Annotated in this window: 19 protein-coding genes and 1 pseudogene; 9 read left to right on the forward strand and 11 right to left on the reverse strand. The window is 66.7% G+C overall.

The annotated features are described in order from the left end of the window. Positions 1-121 precede the first annotated feature (121 nt). The gene (locus HJG53_RS10635; protein ID WP_171130317.1) at positions 122-1,303 is read right to left on the reverse strand and encodes a glycosyltransferase family 1 protein; all 1,182 of its coding nucleotides are present in this window, start codon (positions 1,301-1,303) and stop codon (positions 122-124) included. Between the two features lie 83 nt (positions 1,304-1,386). Between HJG53_RS10635 and HJG53_RS10640 the strand changes: the two genes are divergently transcribed. Beyond that, a complete protein-coding gene (locus HJG53_RS10640; RefSeq protein WP_254447680.1) occupies positions 1,387-2,346 on the forward strand; it encodes a glycerophosphodiester phosphodiesterase in 960 nt (319 codons plus the stop codon). A gap of 83 nt (positions 2,347-2,429) precedes the next feature. Here HJG53_RS10640 and HJG53_RS10645 read toward each other — a convergent pair whose 3' ends face one another. From HJG53_RS10645 to HJG53_RS10665, 5 genes are all read right to left on the reverse strand, one after another. Continuing rightward, positions 2,430-2,900 (reverse strand): fasciclin domain-containing protein, encoded by a 471-nt coding sequence (locus tag HJG53_RS10645; RefSeq protein WP_254447712.1) that lies wholly within the window; start codon positions 2,898-2,900, stop codon positions 2,430-2,432. A gap of 215 nt (positions 2,901-3,115) precedes the next feature. After that, positions 3,116-3,787, reverse strand: a complete 672-nt coding sequence (locus HJG53_RS10650) for an anti-sigma factor (RefSeq protein ID WP_171130323.1) — start codon at positions 3,785-3,787, stop codon at positions 3,116-3,118. Beyond that, positions 3,784-4,359: a sigma-70 family RNA polymerase sigma factor gene (locus tag HJG53_RS10655; RefSeq protein ID WP_171130325.1), complete on the reverse strand. Its 576-nt coding sequence runs from the start codon at positions 4,357-4,359 to the stop codon at positions 3,784-3,786. Before HJG53_RS10655 ends, HJG53_RS10650 begins: the two co-directional genes overlap by 4 nt. Before the next feature lie 57 nt (positions 4,360-4,416). Further along, positions 4,417-5,151 (reverse strand): methanethiol S-methyltransferase, encoded by a 735-nt coding sequence (gene mddA, locus HJG53_RS10660; RefSeq protein WP_171130328.1) that lies wholly within the window; start codon positions 5,149-5,151, stop codon positions 4,417-4,419. Between the two features lie 57 nt (positions 5,152-5,208). Next, on the reverse strand, positions 5,209-6,135 hold the full coding sequence (locus HJG53_RS10665) for a LysR family transcriptional regulator (RefSeq protein WP_171130330.1): 927 nt from the start codon (positions 6,133-6,135) through the stop codon (positions 5,209-5,211). Positions 6,136-6,262: 127 nt separating this feature from the next. On the opposite strand from HJG53_RS10665, the gene HJG53_RS10670 reads away from it, so the two are divergent. The 4 genes from HJG53_RS10670 (at position 6,263) to HJG53_RS10685 (ending at position 9,228) form a co-directional block, all read left to right on the forward strand. Next, complete coding sequence (locus HJG53_RS10670; RefSeq protein WP_171130332.1) at positions 6,263-6,574, forward strand: UrcA family protein; 312 nt, start codon at positions 6,263-6,265, stop codon at positions 6,572-6,574. Positions 6,575-6,692: 118 nt separating this feature from the next. After that, positions 6,693-7,529 (forward strand): 3-mercaptopyruvate sulfurtransferase, encoded by an 837-nt coding sequence (gene sseA / locus HJG53_RS10675; RefSeq protein WP_171130334.1) that lies wholly within the window; start codon positions 6,693-6,695, stop codon positions 7,527-7,529. After that, positions 7,526-8,722: a cystathionine beta-lyase gene (metC, locus tag HJG53_RS10680; protein ID WP_368039565.1), complete on the forward strand. Its 1,197-nt coding sequence runs from the start codon at positions 7,526-7,528 to the stop codon at positions 8,720-8,722. The genes sseA and metC overlap by 4 nt, the downstream gene beginning before the upstream one ends. 104 nt (positions 8,723-8,826) lie before the next feature. Next, positions 8,827-9,228, forward strand: coding sequence for a hypothetical protein (locus tag HJG53_RS10685; protein WP_171130338.1), 402 nt, complete (start codon positions 8,827-8,829; stop codon positions 9,226-9,228). Positions 9,229-9,238: 10 nt separating this feature from the next. Here HJG53_RS10685 and HJG53_RS10690 read toward each other — a convergent pair whose 3' ends face one another. After that, positions 9,239-9,712, reverse strand: coding sequence for a CHAP domain-containing protein (locus HJG53_RS10690; protein WP_254447681.1), 474 nt, complete (start codon positions 9,710-9,712; stop codon positions 9,239-9,241). Positions 9,713-9,938: 226 nt separating this feature from the next. Between HJG53_RS10690 and HJG53_RS10695 the strand changes: the two genes are divergently transcribed. Then, on the forward strand, positions 9,939-10,871 hold the full coding sequence (locus tag HJG53_RS10695; RefSeq protein WP_171130342.1) for a bifunctional riboflavin kinase/FAD synthetase: 933 nt from the start codon (positions 9,939-9,941) through the stop codon (positions 10,869-10,871). Here HJG53_RS10695 and HJG53_RS10700 read toward each other — a convergent pair. From HJG53_RS10700 to HJG53_RS10715, 4 genes are all read right to left on the reverse strand, one after another. After that, a complete protein-coding gene (locus HJG53_RS10700; protein ID WP_171130344.1) occupies positions 10,868-11,893 on the reverse strand; it encodes a glycosyltransferase family 1 protein in 1,026 nt (341 codons plus the stop codon). The two genes, HJG53_RS10695 and HJG53_RS10700, sit on opposite strands and share 4 nt — an antisense overlap. After that, entirely contained in the window at positions 11,890-12,759 is an 870-nt protein-coding gene (locus HJG53_RS10705; protein WP_171130346.1) for a UDP-2,3-diacylglucosamine diphosphatase, read from the reverse strand. The genes HJG53_RS10700 and HJG53_RS10705 overlap by 4 nt, the downstream gene beginning before the upstream one ends. Positions 12,760-12,827: 68 nt before the next feature. Further along, positions 12,828-13,448: a glutathione S-transferase family protein gene (locus HJG53_RS10710; RefSeq protein ID WP_171130348.1), complete on the reverse strand. Its 621-nt coding sequence runs from the start codon at positions 13,446-13,448 to the stop codon at positions 12,828-12,830. Between the two features lie 82 nt (positions 13,449-13,530). Beyond that, complete coding sequence (locus HJG53_RS10715; RefSeq protein WP_171130729.1) at positions 13,531-14,514, reverse strand: NAD(P)H-quinone oxidoreductase; 984 nt, start codon at positions 14,512-14,514, stop codon at positions 13,531-13,533. A gap of 87 nt (positions 14,515-14,601) precedes the next feature. Between HJG53_RS10715 and HJG53_RS10720 the strand changes: the two genes are divergently transcribed. The 3 genes and pseudogenes from HJG53_RS10720 to HJG53_RS18725 all read left to right on the forward strand — a co-directional run. Then, entirely contained in the window at positions 14,602-14,799 is a 198-nt protein-coding gene (locus HJG53_RS10720; protein WP_171130350.1) for a DUF1192 domain-containing protein, read from the forward strand. 133 nt (positions 14,800-14,932) lie between these two features. Further along, positions 14,933-17,248, forward strand: coding sequence for an ATP-dependent Clp protease ATP-binding subunit ClpA (clpA, locus tag HJG53_RS10725; protein ID WP_171130352.1), 2,316 nt, complete (start codon positions 14,933-14,935; stop codon positions 17,246-17,248). 152 nt (positions 17,249-17,400) lie between these two features. Next, positions 17,401-17,583, forward strand: a pseudogene (locus HJG53_RS18725) (histidine phosphatase family protein); the annotation flags it as partial. Positions 17,584-17,674 lie beyond the last annotated feature (91 nt).

Raw genomic sequence — 17,674 nt, forward strand, 5'->3', positions numbered from 1 at the left:
GTCACCTCTAGAGAAGGGTCGTTCTCGCTAAGAACGCCAAGGCCGCGAAGAAGGTGCTAATTTGCGAAGCGCACGAGCCAACTCTTGGCGTTCTTAGCGCTCTTAGCGAGAGCACTTGTTTCTAAGGGACCGGCCCCAACCGCGGGACGGTGCCGCCGGCGGCGCGCTGGCGCAGGATGCGGAGATAGGTGTCGACCAGGCTCTGGTTGACCTGGTCCCAGCCGAAGCGCTGCGCGGTGCGCTCGCCCGCTTCGCCGGCGGCGCGGCGGGCAGCGTGGTCGGTGCAGTAATGCGCTAGCGCATCGGCAAAGCCTTCGATCCAGCCGGGGCGGACGAGGCGACCGGTCACGCCGTCCTTGACCAGGCTCTGGCTACCGGTCGCAATCGCGGCGACCACCGGCAGTGCGCAGGCCATGGCCTCCAGCGTCACATTGCCGAACGTCTCCGTCACCGATGGGTTGAACAGCATGTCGGTGCTGGCGAGCGCGCGGCCGAGGTCGCCGCCGCTCTGCTGGCCAACGAACACCGCGTTGGGCAACCGCCGCTCGAACCAGTCGCGCGCGGGCCCGTCGCCGATCACGAGCACGCGGTGCGGCACGCCCTTGGCGGTTAGGCAGTCGATCGTGTCGGAAAAGACGTCGAGGCCCTTCTCCATCACCAGCCGGCCGAGAAAGCCGATCGCTACTTGATCGTCGGCGATGCCGAGGCCGCGGCGCCAAGCCAGGTCGCGCTTCTCGGGTGCGAAGATCTCGCGGTCGACGCCGCGGGTCCAGATGCCGACGTCATAGCTCATCCGCTGTTCGCGGAGCAGCTGGGCCATCGAGTCGGACGGCGCCACGATGGCGTCGCAGCGGCGATAGAAGCGGCGCAGGATCGCCTCGATCACCGGCTCGAGGAAAGCGAGGCCGTAATAGCGCGGATAGGTCTCGAAGCGCGTGTGCACCGATGCCACCGCCGGCAGGTTGCGGCGGCGCGAGAAGGATAATGCACGATGGCCGAGCACGTCGGGCGCGGACAAATGGAATATGTTCGGCGCGAACGTGTCGAGGTCGCGCTTCAGCCGGCGCGGCAGGCCCGTCGAGAAGCGATATTCCGGACGGCCGGGAAAGGCGAAGGATGGCGCGCCGATCAGGTCGCCGGTCGCGGGGAAGGCCGGATTGTCGATCACCGGCGCATAGACGCGCACCGCCGCACCTTGGCGCAGCAGATAGCCGACCAGGCGATTGAGCGCCTGATTGGCGCCGTCGCGTACATAATTATAGTTGCCGCTGAACAGCGCGATGCGAAGGTCGCTGGCTTGCATCGCGGGGGTGTTAGTCGCCTAATGCGCGGCGCTCAACTTTTGCGGTGCGTGCGATGTTCAGCCTCTTTGCTATGCTGCTCGCCATGAGCACGCCCTTCATTATCGGTCACCGCGGCGCATCCGGAGAGCGGCCGGAGCACACGCTCGCGGCCTATGCGCTGGCCCTGGACCAGGGCGCCGACTTCATCGAGCCTGACATCGTCCCGACGAAGGACGGCGAGCTGGTTGCCCGGCATGAGAATGAGATCAGCGGCACCACCGACGTCGCCGATCACCCCGAATTCGCGGGGCGCCGCACGACCAAGACGATCGAGGGCCAAGCCGTCACCGGCTGGTTTACCGAGGATTTCACCCTCGCCGAGCTGAAGACCCTGCGGGCCAGGGAGCGACTGCCGCAGTTGCGCGCGGCCAACACCGCCTATGCCGACGAGCCGATCGCGACGCTGGACGAGCTGATCGCCCTCGCCAAGGCGCGCGGCAAGGGTGTCGTCGCCGAGGTGAAGCATTCGAGCTATTTCGCGTCGATCGGCCTGCCCATCGAGCGAAAGCTGATCGACAGTTTCGCACGTCATGGCTGGAGCAAAGCGGACGATCCGGTCTGGATCGAGAGCTTCGAGGTGGGCAACCTCAAGGCGCTGCGCCGGATGACGAAGCTGAAGCTGGTGCAGCTCGTCGACGACAAGGGCGCGCCGGTCGATGGCGGCGCCCAAAGCTATGCGACGATGATCACGCCCGCCGGACTCAAGCAGGTCGCGAGCTATGCGGACGCGCTCGGTGCCGCCAAGGCGCTGGTCGTTCCGCGCGACGGCGAGGGACGCTCGCTGCCCGCCACGAGCCTCGTCGCGGATGCGCACGCTGCGGGCCTGAAGGTCATCGTCTGGACCCTGCGGTCGGAAAATTTCTTTCTGCCCGCCGAACTGCGCGATGGCTCCGATCCGCGCGCAAAAGGCCGTGCAGGCGACGAAGTCCGCCTGTTTGCGCGGGCGGGTGTCGACGGCATCTTCACCGATCATCCGGCCGATGCCGTAGCCACTCTTAAATAGAAGAGGGGACGGGACCCCCTGGTACCCGCCCCCTCCAGGCTGCGAGTCGCAGCCAAAGGCTCTCCCCAACAGGAGGAGAGGATTTACGGCATCAGCACCGTGTCGACGACGTGGATCACGCCGTTGGATTGCAGCACGTCGCCCTGGGTCACATGACTCATGCCGCCCTTGGCGTCGGTCAGCATGATCGTGCTGCCCATCATCGCCGCGGTCAGCGGCTCGCCCTGCACGGTGGTGAGCGTCGCCTTGCCGCCGCCGGCCTTGATCTTGGCGGCGATATCCTTGGCGGTCAGCCGCCCGGGCACGACGTGATAGGTCAGGACCGTGGTCAGCGTGCCCTTGTTCTCCGGCTTCACCAGCGACTCCACGGTGCCAGCGGGCAGCTTGGCAAAGGCGGCGTTGGTCGGCGCGAAGACGGTGAACGGGCCGGGGCCCTTCAGCGTGTCGACGAGGCCCGCGGCCTGCACGGCGGCGACCAGCGTGGTATGATCCTTGGAGTTCACCGCATTGTCGACGATCGTCTTCGACGGATACATCGCCGCGCCACCGACCATCACGGTCTTTTCATGATGATCGGCCAGTGCGGCCGACGATACGAGCGCAAGCGACAGCGCCGCGGCGGCGGCCTTCAGCGAATTCTTCATGGGTGTTCGTCCCTCTCAGCTTGATCGGCAGCAGCCGAAGCGCTGCCGGTGCCGGAGTTACGTGGCGATGGTTACAGCGGATGCAGCCGCGTCGCGGCGAAGCTGTATTTTTTCGCGACCGGCGCTCAGACGATCGACATCGTGCCGGTCATTACCACGGGACCAGTCGGCTGGCCGGTCGGCGAGCCGCCCTCCGGTTCCAGCGATACCGCCAGCGTCGCGCCGCCGGACAGGAGCGGGCGGTGGCCGCCGGCGACGATCATCGTGCGGGCATCATGCGCCGCGATGACACCCAAAGAGCGCGGCTTGCCGTCCGCCGGGATCACCCACAGCTCGGGCGTATGGCCATGCGGGTCCATGGCGACGGGCGTGACCGTCATCCGGCCCTCGCGATCGTCATAGGTGATGGTGACGGTGCCCGCGCCTTCCTTCGGCGTCAGCGCCGCCACCATCATGTGAGCGGCGGGTGCCGTGGCGACCTGTGGCGCCGGCGGCGGAACGCCCCCCTCCGGACGCAACACGATCACGCCGAGCAGGGCGGCGGCAACGGTGCTGGCCGCGAAGGTGGCAAAGCGCCACGGTCGCGCCGGATCACCGAGGTCGTTGGCCGGCAGCCGCCGTTCGATGCGCGCCCAGAGCTCGGCGGGCGGCGCGCGCTCCGGCCCAAGCAGCGGATCGAGCCGAGCGCGCCAGGCATCGACCGCCGCCGCGAAAGCTGGGTCGCTCGTCTCACGATCGCTCGCATCCGCGAGGCCGAGCGCGTGTTCGGCGGCGAGGAGATCGTCGTCGTCGGTCATCGGCACAGGCAATCGCGCAACTTGATCAGCGCGCGGCGAATGCGGCTCTTGATCGTGCCCAGCGGCTCGTCGGCGCGGGCCGCCAGTTCGGGATAGCTCGCCCCTTCCAGGAAGGCGGTGCGGACCAGGGCGGCATCGCGATCGGCCAGTTCGGCCAGGCAGCCATGGAGCCGCTCGGCCTCGCCCGCATCCTCCAACAGGGCATCGGCGCTGGGCGCCGGATCGGCAATGTCGGCTGCCTCGTCGATCGGCGCGGTCGTGCGCGTGCCGCGGGCGCGCAACCGGTCGATCGCGGTGTTGCGCGCGATCGCGGCCAGCCAGGTGATGGGGCTCGCGCGCGACGCGTCGAAACGCTCCGCCCGCCGCCACACATTCACATAGGCTTCCTGCAACGCATCCTCCGCATCCTGGCCCTCGCCCAAGATACGGCAGCAGACGCCGTAAAGTTTCGCCGAGGTGCGCCGATACACGTCATGAAAGGCGGTCCGGTCGCCTCGCGCGACCGCCGACAGGGCCAGAGCCAGGCGCTCCCGCGCCTCCTCCGCCGCCACCGGTCCCCGCACAACATCCATGCGCTACGCTACCCCCGAATCGGGGCGGCACCCTAGCGGATCGTTGCGCCGCCGCAATCAGGCGCGAGTGAAACGTGGCGTGAGCATGCCGACCGAAGCGCGGTAGCGCTCATAATCCTCACCGAACAGGTCGAGCAGGTCGCGTTCTTCGAAGCGGATGGCGATCAGCATGTAGACCGACATGCCCGCGGCGAAGAGCAGATGCCCGGCGGTCATCACCGGCGTGGCCCAGAAGGCGAGGAAGAAACCCGCATAGAGCGGATGGCGCACGAACCGATAGAAAAAGGGCTGGCGGAGCACCGGCGTCACCGTCGCCTGGCCGCGCAGATGCATCCACACCTGCTTCAATCCGAACAGCTCGAAATGGCTGATCAGGAATGTGCTGACGAGCACGATCAGCCAGCCCGCGCCGAACAGCATCCAAAGGAGCGCGGCCCCGACTGCGTTGTCGACCCGCCAGACCTCAGCCGGCATCGGCCGCCAGAGCAGGAACAGGACCCACAGCATGGCGCTTGCGAGCAGCACATAGATGCTGCGCTCGATCGGCTCGGGCACGATCTGCTTCCAGGCTCGCTTGAAGCCCTGCCGCGCCATCACCGTGTGCTGCAGCCCGAACAGGGCGACTAGCGCTAGATTGACGAGCATCGCGGTCAGCACTGGTGCCGACTCGCCGCCGGCGCTGACGGTCCTCGGCACTCCGGGCAGGTCGCCGACGAAGGCGATCAGATACAGGAAGGTCGCGAAAAAGAACGCGTAAGCAAACACACCGAATGCCAGATAGAGCGCGCGCATGGCCGCCTCCCCTGCGGGTGGAGGGCGGACTTTAGCATGATCGCGGCGGCAACGGAATCAGGCGGCGAGGCCGGGCACCTGCTGGTGTAGGCGCGCTTCGACCGACAGCGCGTGTCGCTTCAGCCGTTCGCCGAGGAAATCGAGGACGGTCCGGATGCGGGGGCTGTGGCGCTGGCGCTCGTGGGTCAGCAGCCAGATTTCCATGCCGCCGTTGGTCGTCGCGGGCAGGCAGCGCACCAGCTCGGGATCGAGTTCGGCGACCATGCAGGGTAGCGCCGCGCAACCGACGCCGGAGCGGACAGCCGCGATGATGCCGGTCACGCTGCCATGAGTCATCGCGACCGCATGCTCGAGCCCGTTTTCCTTCAGCCACAGGCCGTAATAGCGCCCGACCCGGCCGCCGCCGCCGCCGATCAGCGGATGCTGGGCCAGTTCGCGCCGGTTCCGGGGCACGCCATGCGCCTCGGCATAGCTGCGGCTGCAATAGACGGTCCACAGGTCGGTGCCGATCTTGCGGCCGACCAGTCCGCTGCCGGTCATCTCTTTCGACACGCGAACGGCAATGTCCGCCGCCCCTGCTTCAAGGTCGCGAATCTCCTCGCTGGCATCGAGCTCGATGACGATGTCGGGCCTCAGCTCGTGCAGCTCGCGCAACATTGGGGTCAGCACGCCATTGGCGTAGGATTCTTCGGTCGTCAGCCGCACGGTGCCGCCGGTCTCCCGCTTCTGTGCCGAAGCCGCATCGCCGAGCGCCTCCGCCGCCTCCTGCAGCGCGCGCGCCTCGTGCAACAGCGTTTCGCCGGCTCCGGTCAGCACATAGCCGGCCCGCCGCTTGTCGAAGAGGATGAGGCAGAGCGACTCCTCGAGTGCGGCGATGCGGCGGGCGACGGTCGTCTGGCTGACCCGCAGCATGCGCCCGGCCGCCAGCGTGCTGCCGCTGTCGGCGACTGCCACGAAGAAGCGTGCGTCGTTCCAATCGAACATGCGCGCATTCTGCACTTTTGCAGAACGGTTGCGCAACATCGTTGCTACCGCAGAACGTCCATAAGAGCCTATCTACAGTCTCACGTTGGCGCCGACGGATCCCTCACCGAACTGGATGGAGACCGTCATGAAGACCCTGTTGATCACACTCGCATTCGCCGCTGCGTTCGTGCCGGCCAATCCCGCCGCGGCGCAGCCCGCGACCCGTACCGCCGCGGTCAGCGTCGCAGGCTTGGACCTGACCACCGATCAGGGGCGGCGCGCGCTCGACCTCCGGATCGTGCACGCCGCGGCCGACCTGTGCGGCACGCCGTCCCCCGCCGATGCACGCGGCCGGATCAGGTTCGAAGACTGCCGCGACCAGCTGCGCACCGCCGCAGCCGAGCAGGCCCGCGTGCTCGCCGCACGAGCCGGGAATCTGAAAGTCGCTGCTCGCTGAGCGGCCATCGCTCCGCCTCTCCGGCACCGCAGCTTCAAAGTCCGCACGCTTGGGGACCGGGAATCGGTTCCCAAGCGTTACGGCTTTGACTAAGCACCCGGCAAAAGGAGACGCAGCGATGGACGCCCTGGTATCGACCGATTGGCTGGACAAGGAACTCGGAGCCCCGGACCTGCGCGTCGTCGATGCTACCTGGCTGATGCCGGGCGAAGGCGACGCCGCTGCCGCGTTCGAGCAGGCGCATATTCCCGGCGCCGTGTTCATGGACCTGGCGGAGCTGGCCGATACCAGCACCAGCCTGCCCAACATGCTGCCGCCGGCCGAGAAGTTCGCCAGTCGCATGCAGTCGCTGGGTTTGGGCGACGGCAGCCGTATCGTGGTCTATGATCAGTCCCCCTACAAGACGGCGGCACGCGCCTGGTGGATGCTGCGCACGTTCGGCGCGCATGACGTCGCCATCCTCGATGGCGGACTTGCCAAATGGCGGGCCGAGGCGCGTGCGGTCGAGAGCGGCAAGCCGAGCGTCCGCCACCGCCACTTCACCGCCTGGAACGATGCCAAGGGCGTGCGCACGCTCGACCAGATGAAGGCGAATGTCGGCACCCGCGCCGAGCAGGTGCTGGATGCGCGCGGCGCCTCGCGCTTTGCCGGTCAGGCGATGGAACGCCAGGGCGTGCAGCCAGGCCACATTCCGGGTTCGCGCAACCTGCCCTACGAGCAGCTCTATAACGCCGACGGCACGTTCAAGACGGGCGACGCCCTGCGCCAGGCCTTCACCGACGCCGGCATCGATCTCGACAAGCCGATCGTGACCACCTGCGGCTCAGGCGTCACGGCGGCGGTGCTGCTGTTCGGCCTGCATCTGCTCGGCAAGGATGCCGCCTTGTACGACGGCAGCTGGAGCGAATGGGGTGCGGACCCCTCGACACCGAAGGAACTTGGCGCGGCTGCGTGAGCGACTCGGGCGGTAAGGACAGGAAACCGGCCACCCGCCTCGTCACCGGCGGTCGACGGGCGGAATGGACCGGCGGTGTCGTCAACCCGCCGGTCTGGCGCGCGTCGACCATCCTCTACGACAGCGTCGCCGACCTGAAGGAGCGGCAGCGGGACACGCATCATCGCCTCTATTATGGTCGACGCGGGACGCCGACCCAATGGTCGCTCGCCGAGGCGCTGACCGAACTCGAGCCGGGCGCCGAGGCGACTCTGCTCTACCCGTCGGGCGTCGCGGCGGTGTCGACAGCGCTGCTGAGCGTGCTCCGACCTGGCGACGAACTGTTGATGGTCGACAGCGCCTATGAGCCGACGCGGCTGCTCTGTGACGGGCTGCTGAAGCGATTCGGCGTAACCACCCGCTATTACGATCCGCTGATCGGCGCCGACATTGCCGGGCTCTTCGCCGACTCTACGCGCGCCGTCTTCCTAGAAAGCCCCGGCAGCCTGACCTTCGAGGTGCAGGACGTGCCGGCGATCTGCGCGGCGGCCAAGGCGCGGGGGATTGTCACCATGCTCGACAATACCTGGGCGACGCCGCTCTTCTTCCCGGCAATCTCGAAGGGCGTCGACCTGTCGATCCTGGCCTGCACCAAATATGTGGTCGGTCATTCCGACGTCATGCTGGGATCGGTGACGGCCGCGCCGTCCGCTTGGGCGAAGCTGCGCCAGACCAGCTATCAACTCGGCCAGACCGCGTCGCCCGACGACGCCTGGCTCGGTGCTCGGGGGCTACGGACCATGGGCGTAAGACTCGCCCAGCATCAGGCGAACGGAGTGGAGGTCGCGCGCTGGCTCGCCGAACAGCCGGAAGTCGCGCGGGTCATTCATCCGGCCATCCCGGGCTGCCCCGGACATGAGCTGTGGCAGCGGGACTTTTCCGGCGCCTCAGGGCTGTTCGGGTTCGTCCTGAACGGCGGCGACGATGCCGCGCGTGCGGCCCTGATCGATGGCCTTGACCTGTTCGGCATCGGGTTCAGCTGGGGCGGCTTCGAAAGCCTCGTCATCCCCGCCGATCCGCAGAGCCTGCGCAGCGCGACCAGCTGGTCGGCGGAAGGTCCGCTGGTGCGGCTGCATATCGGCCTGGAAGATCCCGCCGACCTGATTGCCGACCTGAGACTGGGCCTCGACCGTTTTCGAGCGCATAAAAGCTGAACAAGCCGTTCCGCGCCCGTTCAGGACGAATCGGGCATTCGGGCAGGGTGGAACCGGAGCGTGTCGTTCCGCGTCGTTTCCATGTGTTTCGAAGGAGATAGAGGGTGACCAACTTGCATAGGATCACGACTGGCCTGATCGCCGGCGCGACTCTGGTGGTCGCGGCGAGCCCGGCGGAAGCGCAATATCGCTACCGCCATCATCGCAGCGGCGACCGCACCGCGCTCGCCATCGGCGTCGGTGCGCTCGGCTTGGCGGCCGGCGCGGCGCTCGCGTCGAGCTCGCGGAACCGCGGCTATTACGGCAACGGCTATTATGGCGGCCGCGGCTATTATGACGGCTATTACGGCCGGCCTTACGCCTATGGCTATGGCAGCGGCTATTATGGCCGCCCCTATGGCTATGGTTACGGCTATGCCGCGCCGCGTGCGCGCTGCTGGACCGACCGGCAGTGGGATGACTGGCGGGGCCGTTGGCGCCGCGTTCGCGTCTGCGACCGCTACTAGGTCCTGACGATCAGCGGAGGGCGGCGCGAGGGTTTGCGCCGCCCTTCAGCGATGCGAACTGGCTCGCCGGCGACTTGGCGTAGACGAACCCGAAGGTCGGATAGGTGGTCTGGCCGACATCGCCCATCGAGGCGTACCACACCTTGACCCGGCTCCAGTCGCCCGCGTCCGACACGTCCACTACGCGCACGTCACGCTCGACGCCCCCGCGCCGCGACCAGTTGGCGTGAGTCACCTTGATCTCGCGATCCGAGACGATGCCGCTCACCATCGCGACATGGCCGACGCGCATCTTGGCGTGCGGCTTCATCACCATCACGCTGCCGACTTGCGGCGTCTGCCCGCGATCGTAGCGGCCCGCTGCCTGGCCCCACCAGGTGCCGGCATTGCCGTAGATCTCAATGCCCGAAACCATCCGGGCAAAGGGCGCGCACTGCCAGAACTGAGCGCTGGCCGGCGTCGCGCCGAAAAAGGATGCAAGCATCAAAAGCGCGCCGAACATGGCGCTGCGACCGTTTTTCATATTGGAAGAGTGTCCCCGCTCTCGCTGACATGGCTGTAGGGAAGGGTTCGGCCCGGCGTCATCCGCCGTGCGTCGAGTCGAGCCTGTGCCAGGGTGAGCGGGAGGAACTTTTCAGCTCGTCGCGCATGCGGATCGGCTCACCGGCGCTGCTTGGAACCCGCGAGGCGAATCTCTATAGCCCGACCTCATGGAGCGGCTGGAGGGCAGCTCGGCGGTTCCGGCCCAGCTGCGCGGCGGGATCGTCGCGCTTGGCAATTTCGACGGATTTCACCTGGGGCATCAGGCAGTTGTCGGCCGCGCGATCGAGCGCGCGCGGGCCGAAGGCCGGCCGGCGCTGGTTGCCACCTTCGACCCGCATCCGGTCCGCTTCTTCCGCCCCGACGCGGCACCATTCCGCCTGACGACGCTCGAACAGCGGCAGCGCCTGTTCGCCGCCGCCGGCGCCGACGCGATGATCGTGTTCCACTTCGATGCCGCCTTGGCCGCCTTGTCGGCTGAAGCCTTCGTGGCGGAGCGGCTGGTCGGCCTGATCGGGGCCGCAGGCGTGGTGACCGGCGAGGATTTCACCTTTGGACAGGGCCGCAGCGGCAATGCCGAGGTGCTGAGCCGGCTTGCCGGGCAGCAGGGGTTCTCGGCGGAAGCGGTGGCGCCGGTGCGATTGGGCGGTGAGCCCGTTTCCTCCAGCCGCATCCGCGCTGCGCTCCAGGAAGGCGATTGCGCCACCGCCGCGCGGCTGCTGACCCGGCCGTTCCGGATCGAAGGCCCGGTGCAGCATGGGGACAAGGTCGGCCGCACGATCGGCTATCCGACCGCCAACATCGCGCTCGATCGCTATCTGCGGCCGCGCTACGGCATCTATGCGGTGCGCGGATTGCTGCCGGATGGGCGCGTGCTGGACGGTGCGGCCAATGTCGGCATTCGCCCCACCTTCGACCCGCCCAAGGAACTGCTCGAAGCCTATTTCTTCGATTTCGACGAGGATCTGTACGGCCGGACGATCGAGGTCGAGTTCCACGCCTTTCTGCGGCCGGAAGCCATGTTCGACAGCCTCGATGCACTCACCGCGCAGATGAACGCGGATTGTGCCGAGGCGCGGCGCATCCTGTCTACAGTCCCTTAGGCTGCAATCTCTCGGTTGCTGACCGGCACCAGCGCGTCGAGGAACTGTCGCGCGCTCGCTTCCCAGGTGAAGCTTCGGCCATAGCGGCTGCAGTCGGCTCGATCCCGCGTCAAAGCCGCGGCGATCGCCGCGTCCAGATCCTCGCGCATTGCACCGACCTGCTCCGTCAGCACGTCGACCGGTCCGGGAACCGGAAAGGCCGCGACCGGCGTGCCGCAAGCGAGCGCCTCGATCATCACCAGCCCGAAGGTATCGGTTCGGCTCGGGAAGACCAGCACATCGGCGTCTGTATAGGCGCGGGCGAGCGCCGGGCCGGAGCGCGCGCCGATGAAGTGCGCGTCCGGAAAGCGCCGTTCCAGCTCCGCACGTGCGGGGCCATCGCCGACCACGACCTTGCTGCCGGGGTACCGCGTGGCGAGAAATGCTTCGATATTCTTCTCGACAGCGACACGCCCGACATAGAGCTGGATCGGGCGGGCGAGCTCAGCAAACTCCGATTGCGGCGGCGACGTGTGGGAATCGAACATGGTCAGGTCCACGCCGCGTCCCCAATGTTTCACATGGGCAATGCCGTGCGCGGCCATGGCGGTGCGGATCGATGGCGTGGAGACCAGCACTGCCTGTGCGGGCGCATGAAACCAGCGGATATAGCGCCAGAACAGGCCCGCAGGCAGTCCGGTGCGGGCGGCGACATAGTCGGGGAATTGCGTGTGATAGGCGGTGGTGAATGGCCGGCCCTGCTGCAGGCACCAGCGCCGTGCGGCAAGGCACAAGGGTCCTTCGGTCGCCAGGTGGACCGCCTCGGCTCCGAAGGCGGCGATCCGCGCGCCGACCGAGCGGGAACTCGCCAGCGCCAGGCGAATTTCGGGATAGGTCGGGCAGGGCACCGAACCATAGAGGTCGGGCGAGATCACCAGCAGCTCGTGGCCCATCGCCGTCAGCTCGCGCCCGACCGCCTGCAGCGTTCTCACCACGCCGTTCACCTGCGGGCTCCACGCGTCGGTGACGATCGCGATCTTCACGCGGCGATCGCCAGTTCGCGTGACGCCTTCTCGCCGGCCTTGCGCGCGGCGATCTCGTCGGCCCAGTGCAGCACCTCCATGCGGCCGTCGAAATGCTCGACCAGCGCCGTGCAGCCCTCCACCCAATCACCGTCGTTGTAGTAATCGATGCCGCCGATCTTCCGCATCTCGGCGGTGTGGATGTGGCCGCAAACGACGCCGTCGACGCCGCGGATGCCGGCTTCGTGCGCCACCACTTCCTCGAAGCGGCCGATGAACTCGACGGCGTTCTTGACCTTGTGCTTGGCCGTCTTCGACAGCGACCAATAGGGCAGGCCGAAACGCTGGCGGACGAGGTTCACCGCCACGTTGAGCTTCATCAGCAGGTGGTAGGCAGCGTCGCCAACGAAAGCGAGCCAGCGATGGGCGAGCATGATCGCGTCGAACTCGTCGCCGTGCAGCACGAGCAGCTTGCGACCGTCGGCGGTCTCGTGGATCGCCTTGCGCCGGATCGCCACGCCACCGAAGTCGAGGCCGGTGAACTGGCGGAACATCTCGTCGTGGTTGCCGGGGATATAGACCACGCGCGTGCCGCGCTTGGCGCGCTTCATGATGCGCCAGACCACATCGTTGTGGCTGGCCGGCCAGTAGAAGCGCTTCTTCATCCGCCAGCCGTCGATAATGTCGCCGACCAGATAGAGCGTGTCGCTGTCGGTGTGGTCGAGAAAGTCGATCAGCATATCCGCGTTGCAGCCGCGGGTGCCGAGATGGATGTCCGAGATCCAGATGGTCCGGAACCGTTGGCGCGAAACCTGCGCCTCGGGTCGATCCGGCTGGCTCATGGCGAAAAGGTCCGCTTCGAGCGGAATGCGAGTAATGGCGTTCATGGCGCGACCCCTGCTGCTCTCGCTGGGGCGCCTTACTCGCCGAATGTTACGGCCGGACTCGCCGGGCGTTACGAGTTCATGACAATATGCGCCGGCCGGGCCGCTACATCGCCGAGCCAGCGGCGCAGATGCGGATAGGGATCGAGCGCGAACCCGCCCTCTTCCGCGACATGGGTGTAGGCGTAGAGGCAGATGTCGGCGAGGCTGAAGCCATCGCCCGCCAGCCATGGAGTGCGGGCCAGCTGTTCTTCCATCAGCTGCAGCGCGGCTTCGCCGGCCGCTTGTTTGGCGTCGAGCTGGCTGCGCTGGGCATCGCTGAGCCGCTCCTCGCCGACGAAGCAGCGCCAGAAGCGGAGCGTGGCGACGTTCGGCTCGTGATTATATTGTTCCCAGAACATCCAGCGCAGCATGTCGGCGCGCCCGAAGCGATCGGTCGGGATCAGGTGCGACCCGTCGGCGAGCCAGAAGCAGGCGGCATTGCTTTCGGGCAGGAAGCGATTGCCGATCTGCAGCACCGGGATGCGGCCATTGGCGTTGACCGACGCCAGGAACCCCGGCGTCCGGGTCTCGCCGGCCATGATGTCATAGTTGCGGCGGGTCAGCGGCACGTCGAGATGCGCTGCCGTCAGCCTGATCTTGTAGCAATTGCCCGATCGTGCATCCTCGTGAAGCACAAGCTGTCCGTCCATACGGCCCTCCCGTTCAGGCGAGCCATGTCGATGCTGCGCCGCCGGAGCCAACAAGTTTCGACAAAGGGGCGATAAGCTCCGGTTATGGGCCGATCGTCAGGACGATCTTGCCGACATGGTCGCCAGCTTCCATGCGTTCATGTGCCCGGGCGGCTTCGGCGAGCGGGAAGGTCGTGTCGATCACCGGCTTCAGCCTGCCCTCGCGCACGTGCGGCCACACCATGCGGTCCAATTCGTCGGCAACCAGCTGCTTGAAGTCTTTGGAGCGCGGGCGGAGGGTCGACCCGGTCAGGGTCAGGCGCCGCCGCATGATGTCGAAGATCGGGATTTCGGCGGTGGCGCCGCGCTGCACGGCGATCGAGACATGCCGTCCTTCCTCCGCCAGGCATTGCAGGTTGCGCGGCAGATAGTCGCCCCCCACCATGTCGATGACGATCTGCACGCCCCGGCCGCCGGTCGCCGCCTTCGTACGGGCGACGAAATCCTCGGTCTTGTAGTTGATCGCCTCCGTAGCCCCGAGATCCAGAGCGCGCGCGCATTTCTCGTCCGATCCGCAGGTGACGATCATCTTCAGCCCGAACAATTTGCCAAGCGCTATCGCCATGGTGCCGATGCCGCTGGTGCCGCCATGGACCAGCACCGCATCGCCATCGGCTGCAAAGGCGCGCTCGAACAAGTTCACCCAGACGGTGAACAGGGTTTCGGGCATCGCTGCCGCGTCGACCATGGTGAGGCTGTCCGGGACGATCAGGCACGACCCGGCCGGTGCCACCGCATATTCGGCATAGCCGCCGCCGGCGACGAGCGCGCAGACGGGCTGCCCGATCAGCGCTTCCTCGGCCAGGCCGTTGGCGCCGACCACTTCGCCGGCGACTTCGAGCCCCAGGATCGACGGGGCGCCCGGCGGCGGCGGATAGCCGCCCTTGCGCTGCAGTACGTCGGGTCGGTTCACACCGGCGGCCGCCACCTTGATCAGCACTTCGCCTTCGCCCGGCACCGGGACCGGCCGCTCGACTGGCTGGAGCACCTCGGGACCGCCGGGCGCCCCCGGATCGATCGCGACCATCGTCTTCGGCAAATCGATCACACTCATCCCCAGATTGCGGCTCCCCGCTAATTGACTCGTGGCGCGAACGGGTCAACTTTCCCGCCGATGGATCTCGACGATATCCTGCCCAAGCGCCCCGACGACCCGCTGACCATGCTGGTCCGGCAGGATCTCGATCCCATGTCGGTCGAGGAACTGAACGGGCGGATCGCCATCCTCGAAGCCGAAATCGCCCGCGCCAAGGCCCGGATCGAAAAGTCGGTTAACCACCGGGCAAGCGCCGACGCGCTATTCAAGCGATGACGCGAGGCGGGCGGTCTCGATCGTTTCGGCGGCCGGATCTCCCGCGATTCCGCGCTCTTGATGAACTCGATTGCCGCCCCGACATTGTTGTGAAGCGGTGCCCGGCATCCGCCGGGTCCCAGGAGTGACTTGAATGCCTTCTTTTGCCCCCGCGCTCGAGACCACGTTGCACAAGGCGCTGACGCACGCGTCCAGCCGCCGCCACGAATATGCGACGCTCGAGCATCTGCTGCTGGCCCTGACCGACGATGCCGATGCGTCGAAAGTGATGGTGTCGTGCGGCGTCGACCTGTCCGAGCTGAAGGACGCGGTGACGCATTATCTCGATACCGAACTCGAAGCACTGCGCGTCGAGGGCGAGACGGACCCGTCGCCGACCAGCGGCTTCCAGCGTGTCGTGCAACGCGCGATCCTGCACGTCCAGTCGTCGGGCCGCGACGAAGTGACCGGCGCCAACGTGCTCGTCGCGCTTTTCTCCGAGCGCGAAAGCTATGCCGTCTATTTCCTCCAGCAGCAGGACATGAGCCGTCTCGATGCGGTCAGTTTCATCAGCCATGGTGTCGGCAAGGGCAGCACCGCGCCGGAAGCGCGCGAAGTGAAGGGCGCCGAAGAGGAAAAGGCGCAGAAATCCGACGGCAAGCAGAAGGCCGAGAGCGCGCTCAAGCAATTCTGCGTCGATCTCAATGCCAAGGCCAAGGAAGGCAAGGTCGATCCGCTGATCGGCCGCGGCCCCGAAGTCGATCGCACCGTGCAGATCCTCTGCCGCCGCTCCAAGAACAACCCGCTCTATGTGGGCGATCCGGGCGTCGGCAAGACGGCGATTGCCGAAGGCCTGGCGCGCAAGATCGTCGAAGGCGACGTGCCCGACGTGCTGAAGCCGGCGGTCATCTACTCGCTCGATATGGGCGCGCTGCTCGCCGGCACGCGCTATCGCGGCGATTTCGAGGAGCGGCTGAAGCAGGTCGTCAACGAGCTCGAAAAGCTGCCGCACGCGATCCTGTTCATCGACGAGATCCACACGGTGATCGGCGCCGGCGCGACTTCGGGCGGCGCCATGGACGCATCGAACCTGCTGAAGCCCGCCCTGTCGGGGGGTACGATCCGTTGCATCGGCTCGACCACCTATAAGGAGTTCCGCAACCACTTCGAGAAGGACCGGGCGCTGCTCCGGCGTTTTCAGAAGATCGACGTGAACGAGCCGACCGTCGAGGACACGATCAAGATCCTGTCCGGCCTGCGCTCGGCCTTCGAAGGCCATCATTCGGTCAAGTACACGCCCGACGCGATCAAGTCGGCCGTCGAGCTGTCGGCGCGCTACATCAATGACCGCAAGCTGCCGGACAAGGCGATCGACGTGATCGACGAAGTCGGCGCGATGCAGATGCTGGTGGCGCCGAACAAGCGCAAGAAGGTGATCACGCCCAAGGAGATCGAGGCGGTGATCGCGACCATGGCGCGCATTCCGCCGAAGACCGTCTCGTCTGACGACACCAAGAGTCTGGCGAGCCTCGAGACCGACCTGAAGCGGGTGGTGTTCGGCCAGGATCTGGCGATCGAGAAGCTGTCCTCGGCGATCAAGCTCAGCCGGGCGGGTCTTCGCGATCCGGACAAGCCGATCGGCAACTATCTGTTCACCGGCCCCACCGGCGTCGGCAAGACCGAGGTCGCGCGGCAGCTTGCCTCGATCATGGGCATTCCGCTGCAGCGGTTCGACATGTCCGAATATATGGAGCGCCATTCGGTCAGCCGACTGATCGGCGCGCCGCCGGGCTATGTCGGCTACGATCAGGGCGGACTCTTGACCGACGCGGTCGACCAGCAGCCGCATTCGGTGCTGCTGCTCGACGAAATCGAGAAGGCGCATCCGGACCTGTTCAACATCCTGTTGCAGGTGATGGACAACGGCAAGCTGACCGACCACCACGGCAAGACCGTTGATTTCCGGAACATCATCCTGATCATGACGACCAATGCCGGCGCGTCCGACATGGCGCGCGAGGCGGTCGGCTTCGGCAACGTCACCCGTGAGGGCGAGGATGAGGAAGCGGTGAGGCGGATGTTTACGCCGGAATTCCGCAACCGCCTCGATGCGATCGTTCCCTTTGGCTATCTGCCGCCGGAAGTGGTCGCCCGCGTCGTCGACAAGTTCATCCTGCAACTGGAATTGCAGCTGGCCGACCGCGACGTGCATATCCAGCTCGATGACGAGGCGAAGGCGTGGCTGACTGCGCGCGGCTATGACAAGCTCTATGGGGCACGGCCGATGGGCCGGCTCATCCAGGAGAAGGTCAAGCAGCCGCTCGCCGAGGAGCTGCTGTTCGGCAAGCTGGTCCATGGCGGCGAAGTGAAGGTCCATCTGAAGGACGACGCCCTCGCTTTCGAAATGGTCAGCGCTCCGCCCAGAAAGCCGCGGAAGAAAGGCGCCAAGGCGGAAGACGCCAAGGCTTGAGGCGAAGGACGGGCGGTGCTTCGAACGAAGCGCCGCCCGATTTGCGTCCGGGCCGGTGAACGGCCTAGCCTGCACGGATGAAGAAGCGTCTCGTTGCGGCGATTGCCGGCATTCTCCTCACCGGCGCCGCTCATGCCGGTCCCGTCTATGTGATGCGCCACCTCGAGCGCGACGCGGGCAAGGACCCGTCGTTGAACGCCACGGGCGCGAAACATGCCGAAGAGTTGGCGCGGTGGTTTCGGCAGGTGCGGCCCAAGGCGATTTTCGTGACGCCTTTCAAGCGGGCGCAGGAGACTGCGGCTCCGCTCGCCAAACGGCTGCGGATCACGCCCGTCACCTATGATCCGGCTAAGCCGGAGGCGATGCTGGCTCAGGCGAAGGCGACGAAAGGGCCAGTGCTGATCGTCGGACACTCGAACACCGTGC

The sequence above is a fragment of the Sphingomonas sp. ID1715 genome (genome assembly GCF_013044515.1).
Taxonomy (GTDB): domain Bacteria; phylum Pseudomonadota; class Alphaproteobacteria; order Sphingomonadales; family Sphingomonadaceae; genus Sphingomonas_B.

Excerpts from the sequence above, each read along its gene's own strand:
- HJG53_RS10635 (WP_171130317.1), bottom strand. The coding sequence starts at position 1,303 with ATGCAAGCCAGCGACCTTCGCATCGCGCTGTTCAGCGGCAACTATAAT.
- HJG53_RS10640 (WP_254447680.1), top strand. The coding sequence starts at position 1,387 with ATGAGCACGCCCTTCATTATCGGTCACCGCGGCGCATCCGGAGAGCGG.
- HJG53_RS10645 (WP_254447712.1), bottom strand. The coding sequence starts at position 2,900 with ATGGTCGGTGGCGCGGCGATGTATCCGTCGAAGACGATCGTCGACAAT.
- HJG53_RS10650 (WP_171130323.1), bottom strand. The coding sequence starts at position 3,787 with ATGACCGACGACGACGATCTCCTCGCCGCCGAACACGCGCTCGGCCTC.
- HJG53_RS10655 (WP_171130325.1), bottom strand. The coding sequence starts at position 4,359 with ATGGATGTTGTGCGGGGACCGGTGGCGGCGGAGGAGGCGCGGGAGCGC.
- mddA (WP_171130328.1), bottom strand. The coding sequence starts at position 5,151 with ATGCGCGCGCTCTATCTGGCATTCGGTGTGTTTGCTTACGCGTTCTTT.
- HJG53_RS10665 (WP_171130330.1), bottom strand. The coding sequence starts at position 6,135 with ATGTTCGATTGGAACGACGCACGCTTCTTCGTGGCAGTCGCCGACAGC.
- HJG53_RS10670 (WP_171130332.1), top strand. The coding sequence starts at position 6,263 with ATGAAGACCCTGTTGATCACACTCGCATTCGCCGCTGCGTTCGTGCCG.
- sseA (WP_171130334.1), top strand. The coding sequence starts at position 6,693 with ATGGACGCCCTGGTATCGACCGATTGGCTGGACAAGGAACTCGGAGCC.
- HJG53_RS10690 (WP_254447681.1), bottom strand. The coding sequence starts at position 9,712 with ATGCTTGCATCCTTTTTCGGCGCGACGCCGGCCAGCGCTCAGTTCTGG.
- HJG53_RS10695 (WP_171130342.1), top strand. The coding sequence starts at position 9,939 with ATGGAGCGGCTGGAGGGCAGCTCGGCGGTTCCGGCCCAGCTGCGCGGC.
- HJG53_RS10705 (WP_171130346.1), bottom strand. The coding sequence starts at position 12,759 with ATGAACGCCATTACTCGCATTCCGCTCGAAGCGGACCTTTTCGCCATG.
- HJG53_RS10710 (WP_171130348.1), bottom strand. The coding sequence starts at position 13,448 with ATGGACGGACAGCTTGTGCTTCACGAGGATGCACGATCGGGCAATTGC.
- HJG53_RS10715 (WP_171130729.1), bottom strand. The coding sequence starts at position 14,514 with ATGGTCGCGATCGATCCGGGGGCGCCCGGCGGTCCCGAGGTGCTCCAG.
- HJG53_RS10720 (WP_171130350.1), top strand. The coding sequence starts at position 14,602 with ATGGATCTCGACGATATCCTGCCCAAGCGCCCCGACGACCCGCTGACC.
- clpA (WP_171130352.1), top strand. The coding sequence starts at position 14,933 with ATGCCTTCTTTTGCCCCCGCGCTCGAGACCACGTTGCACAAGGCGCTG.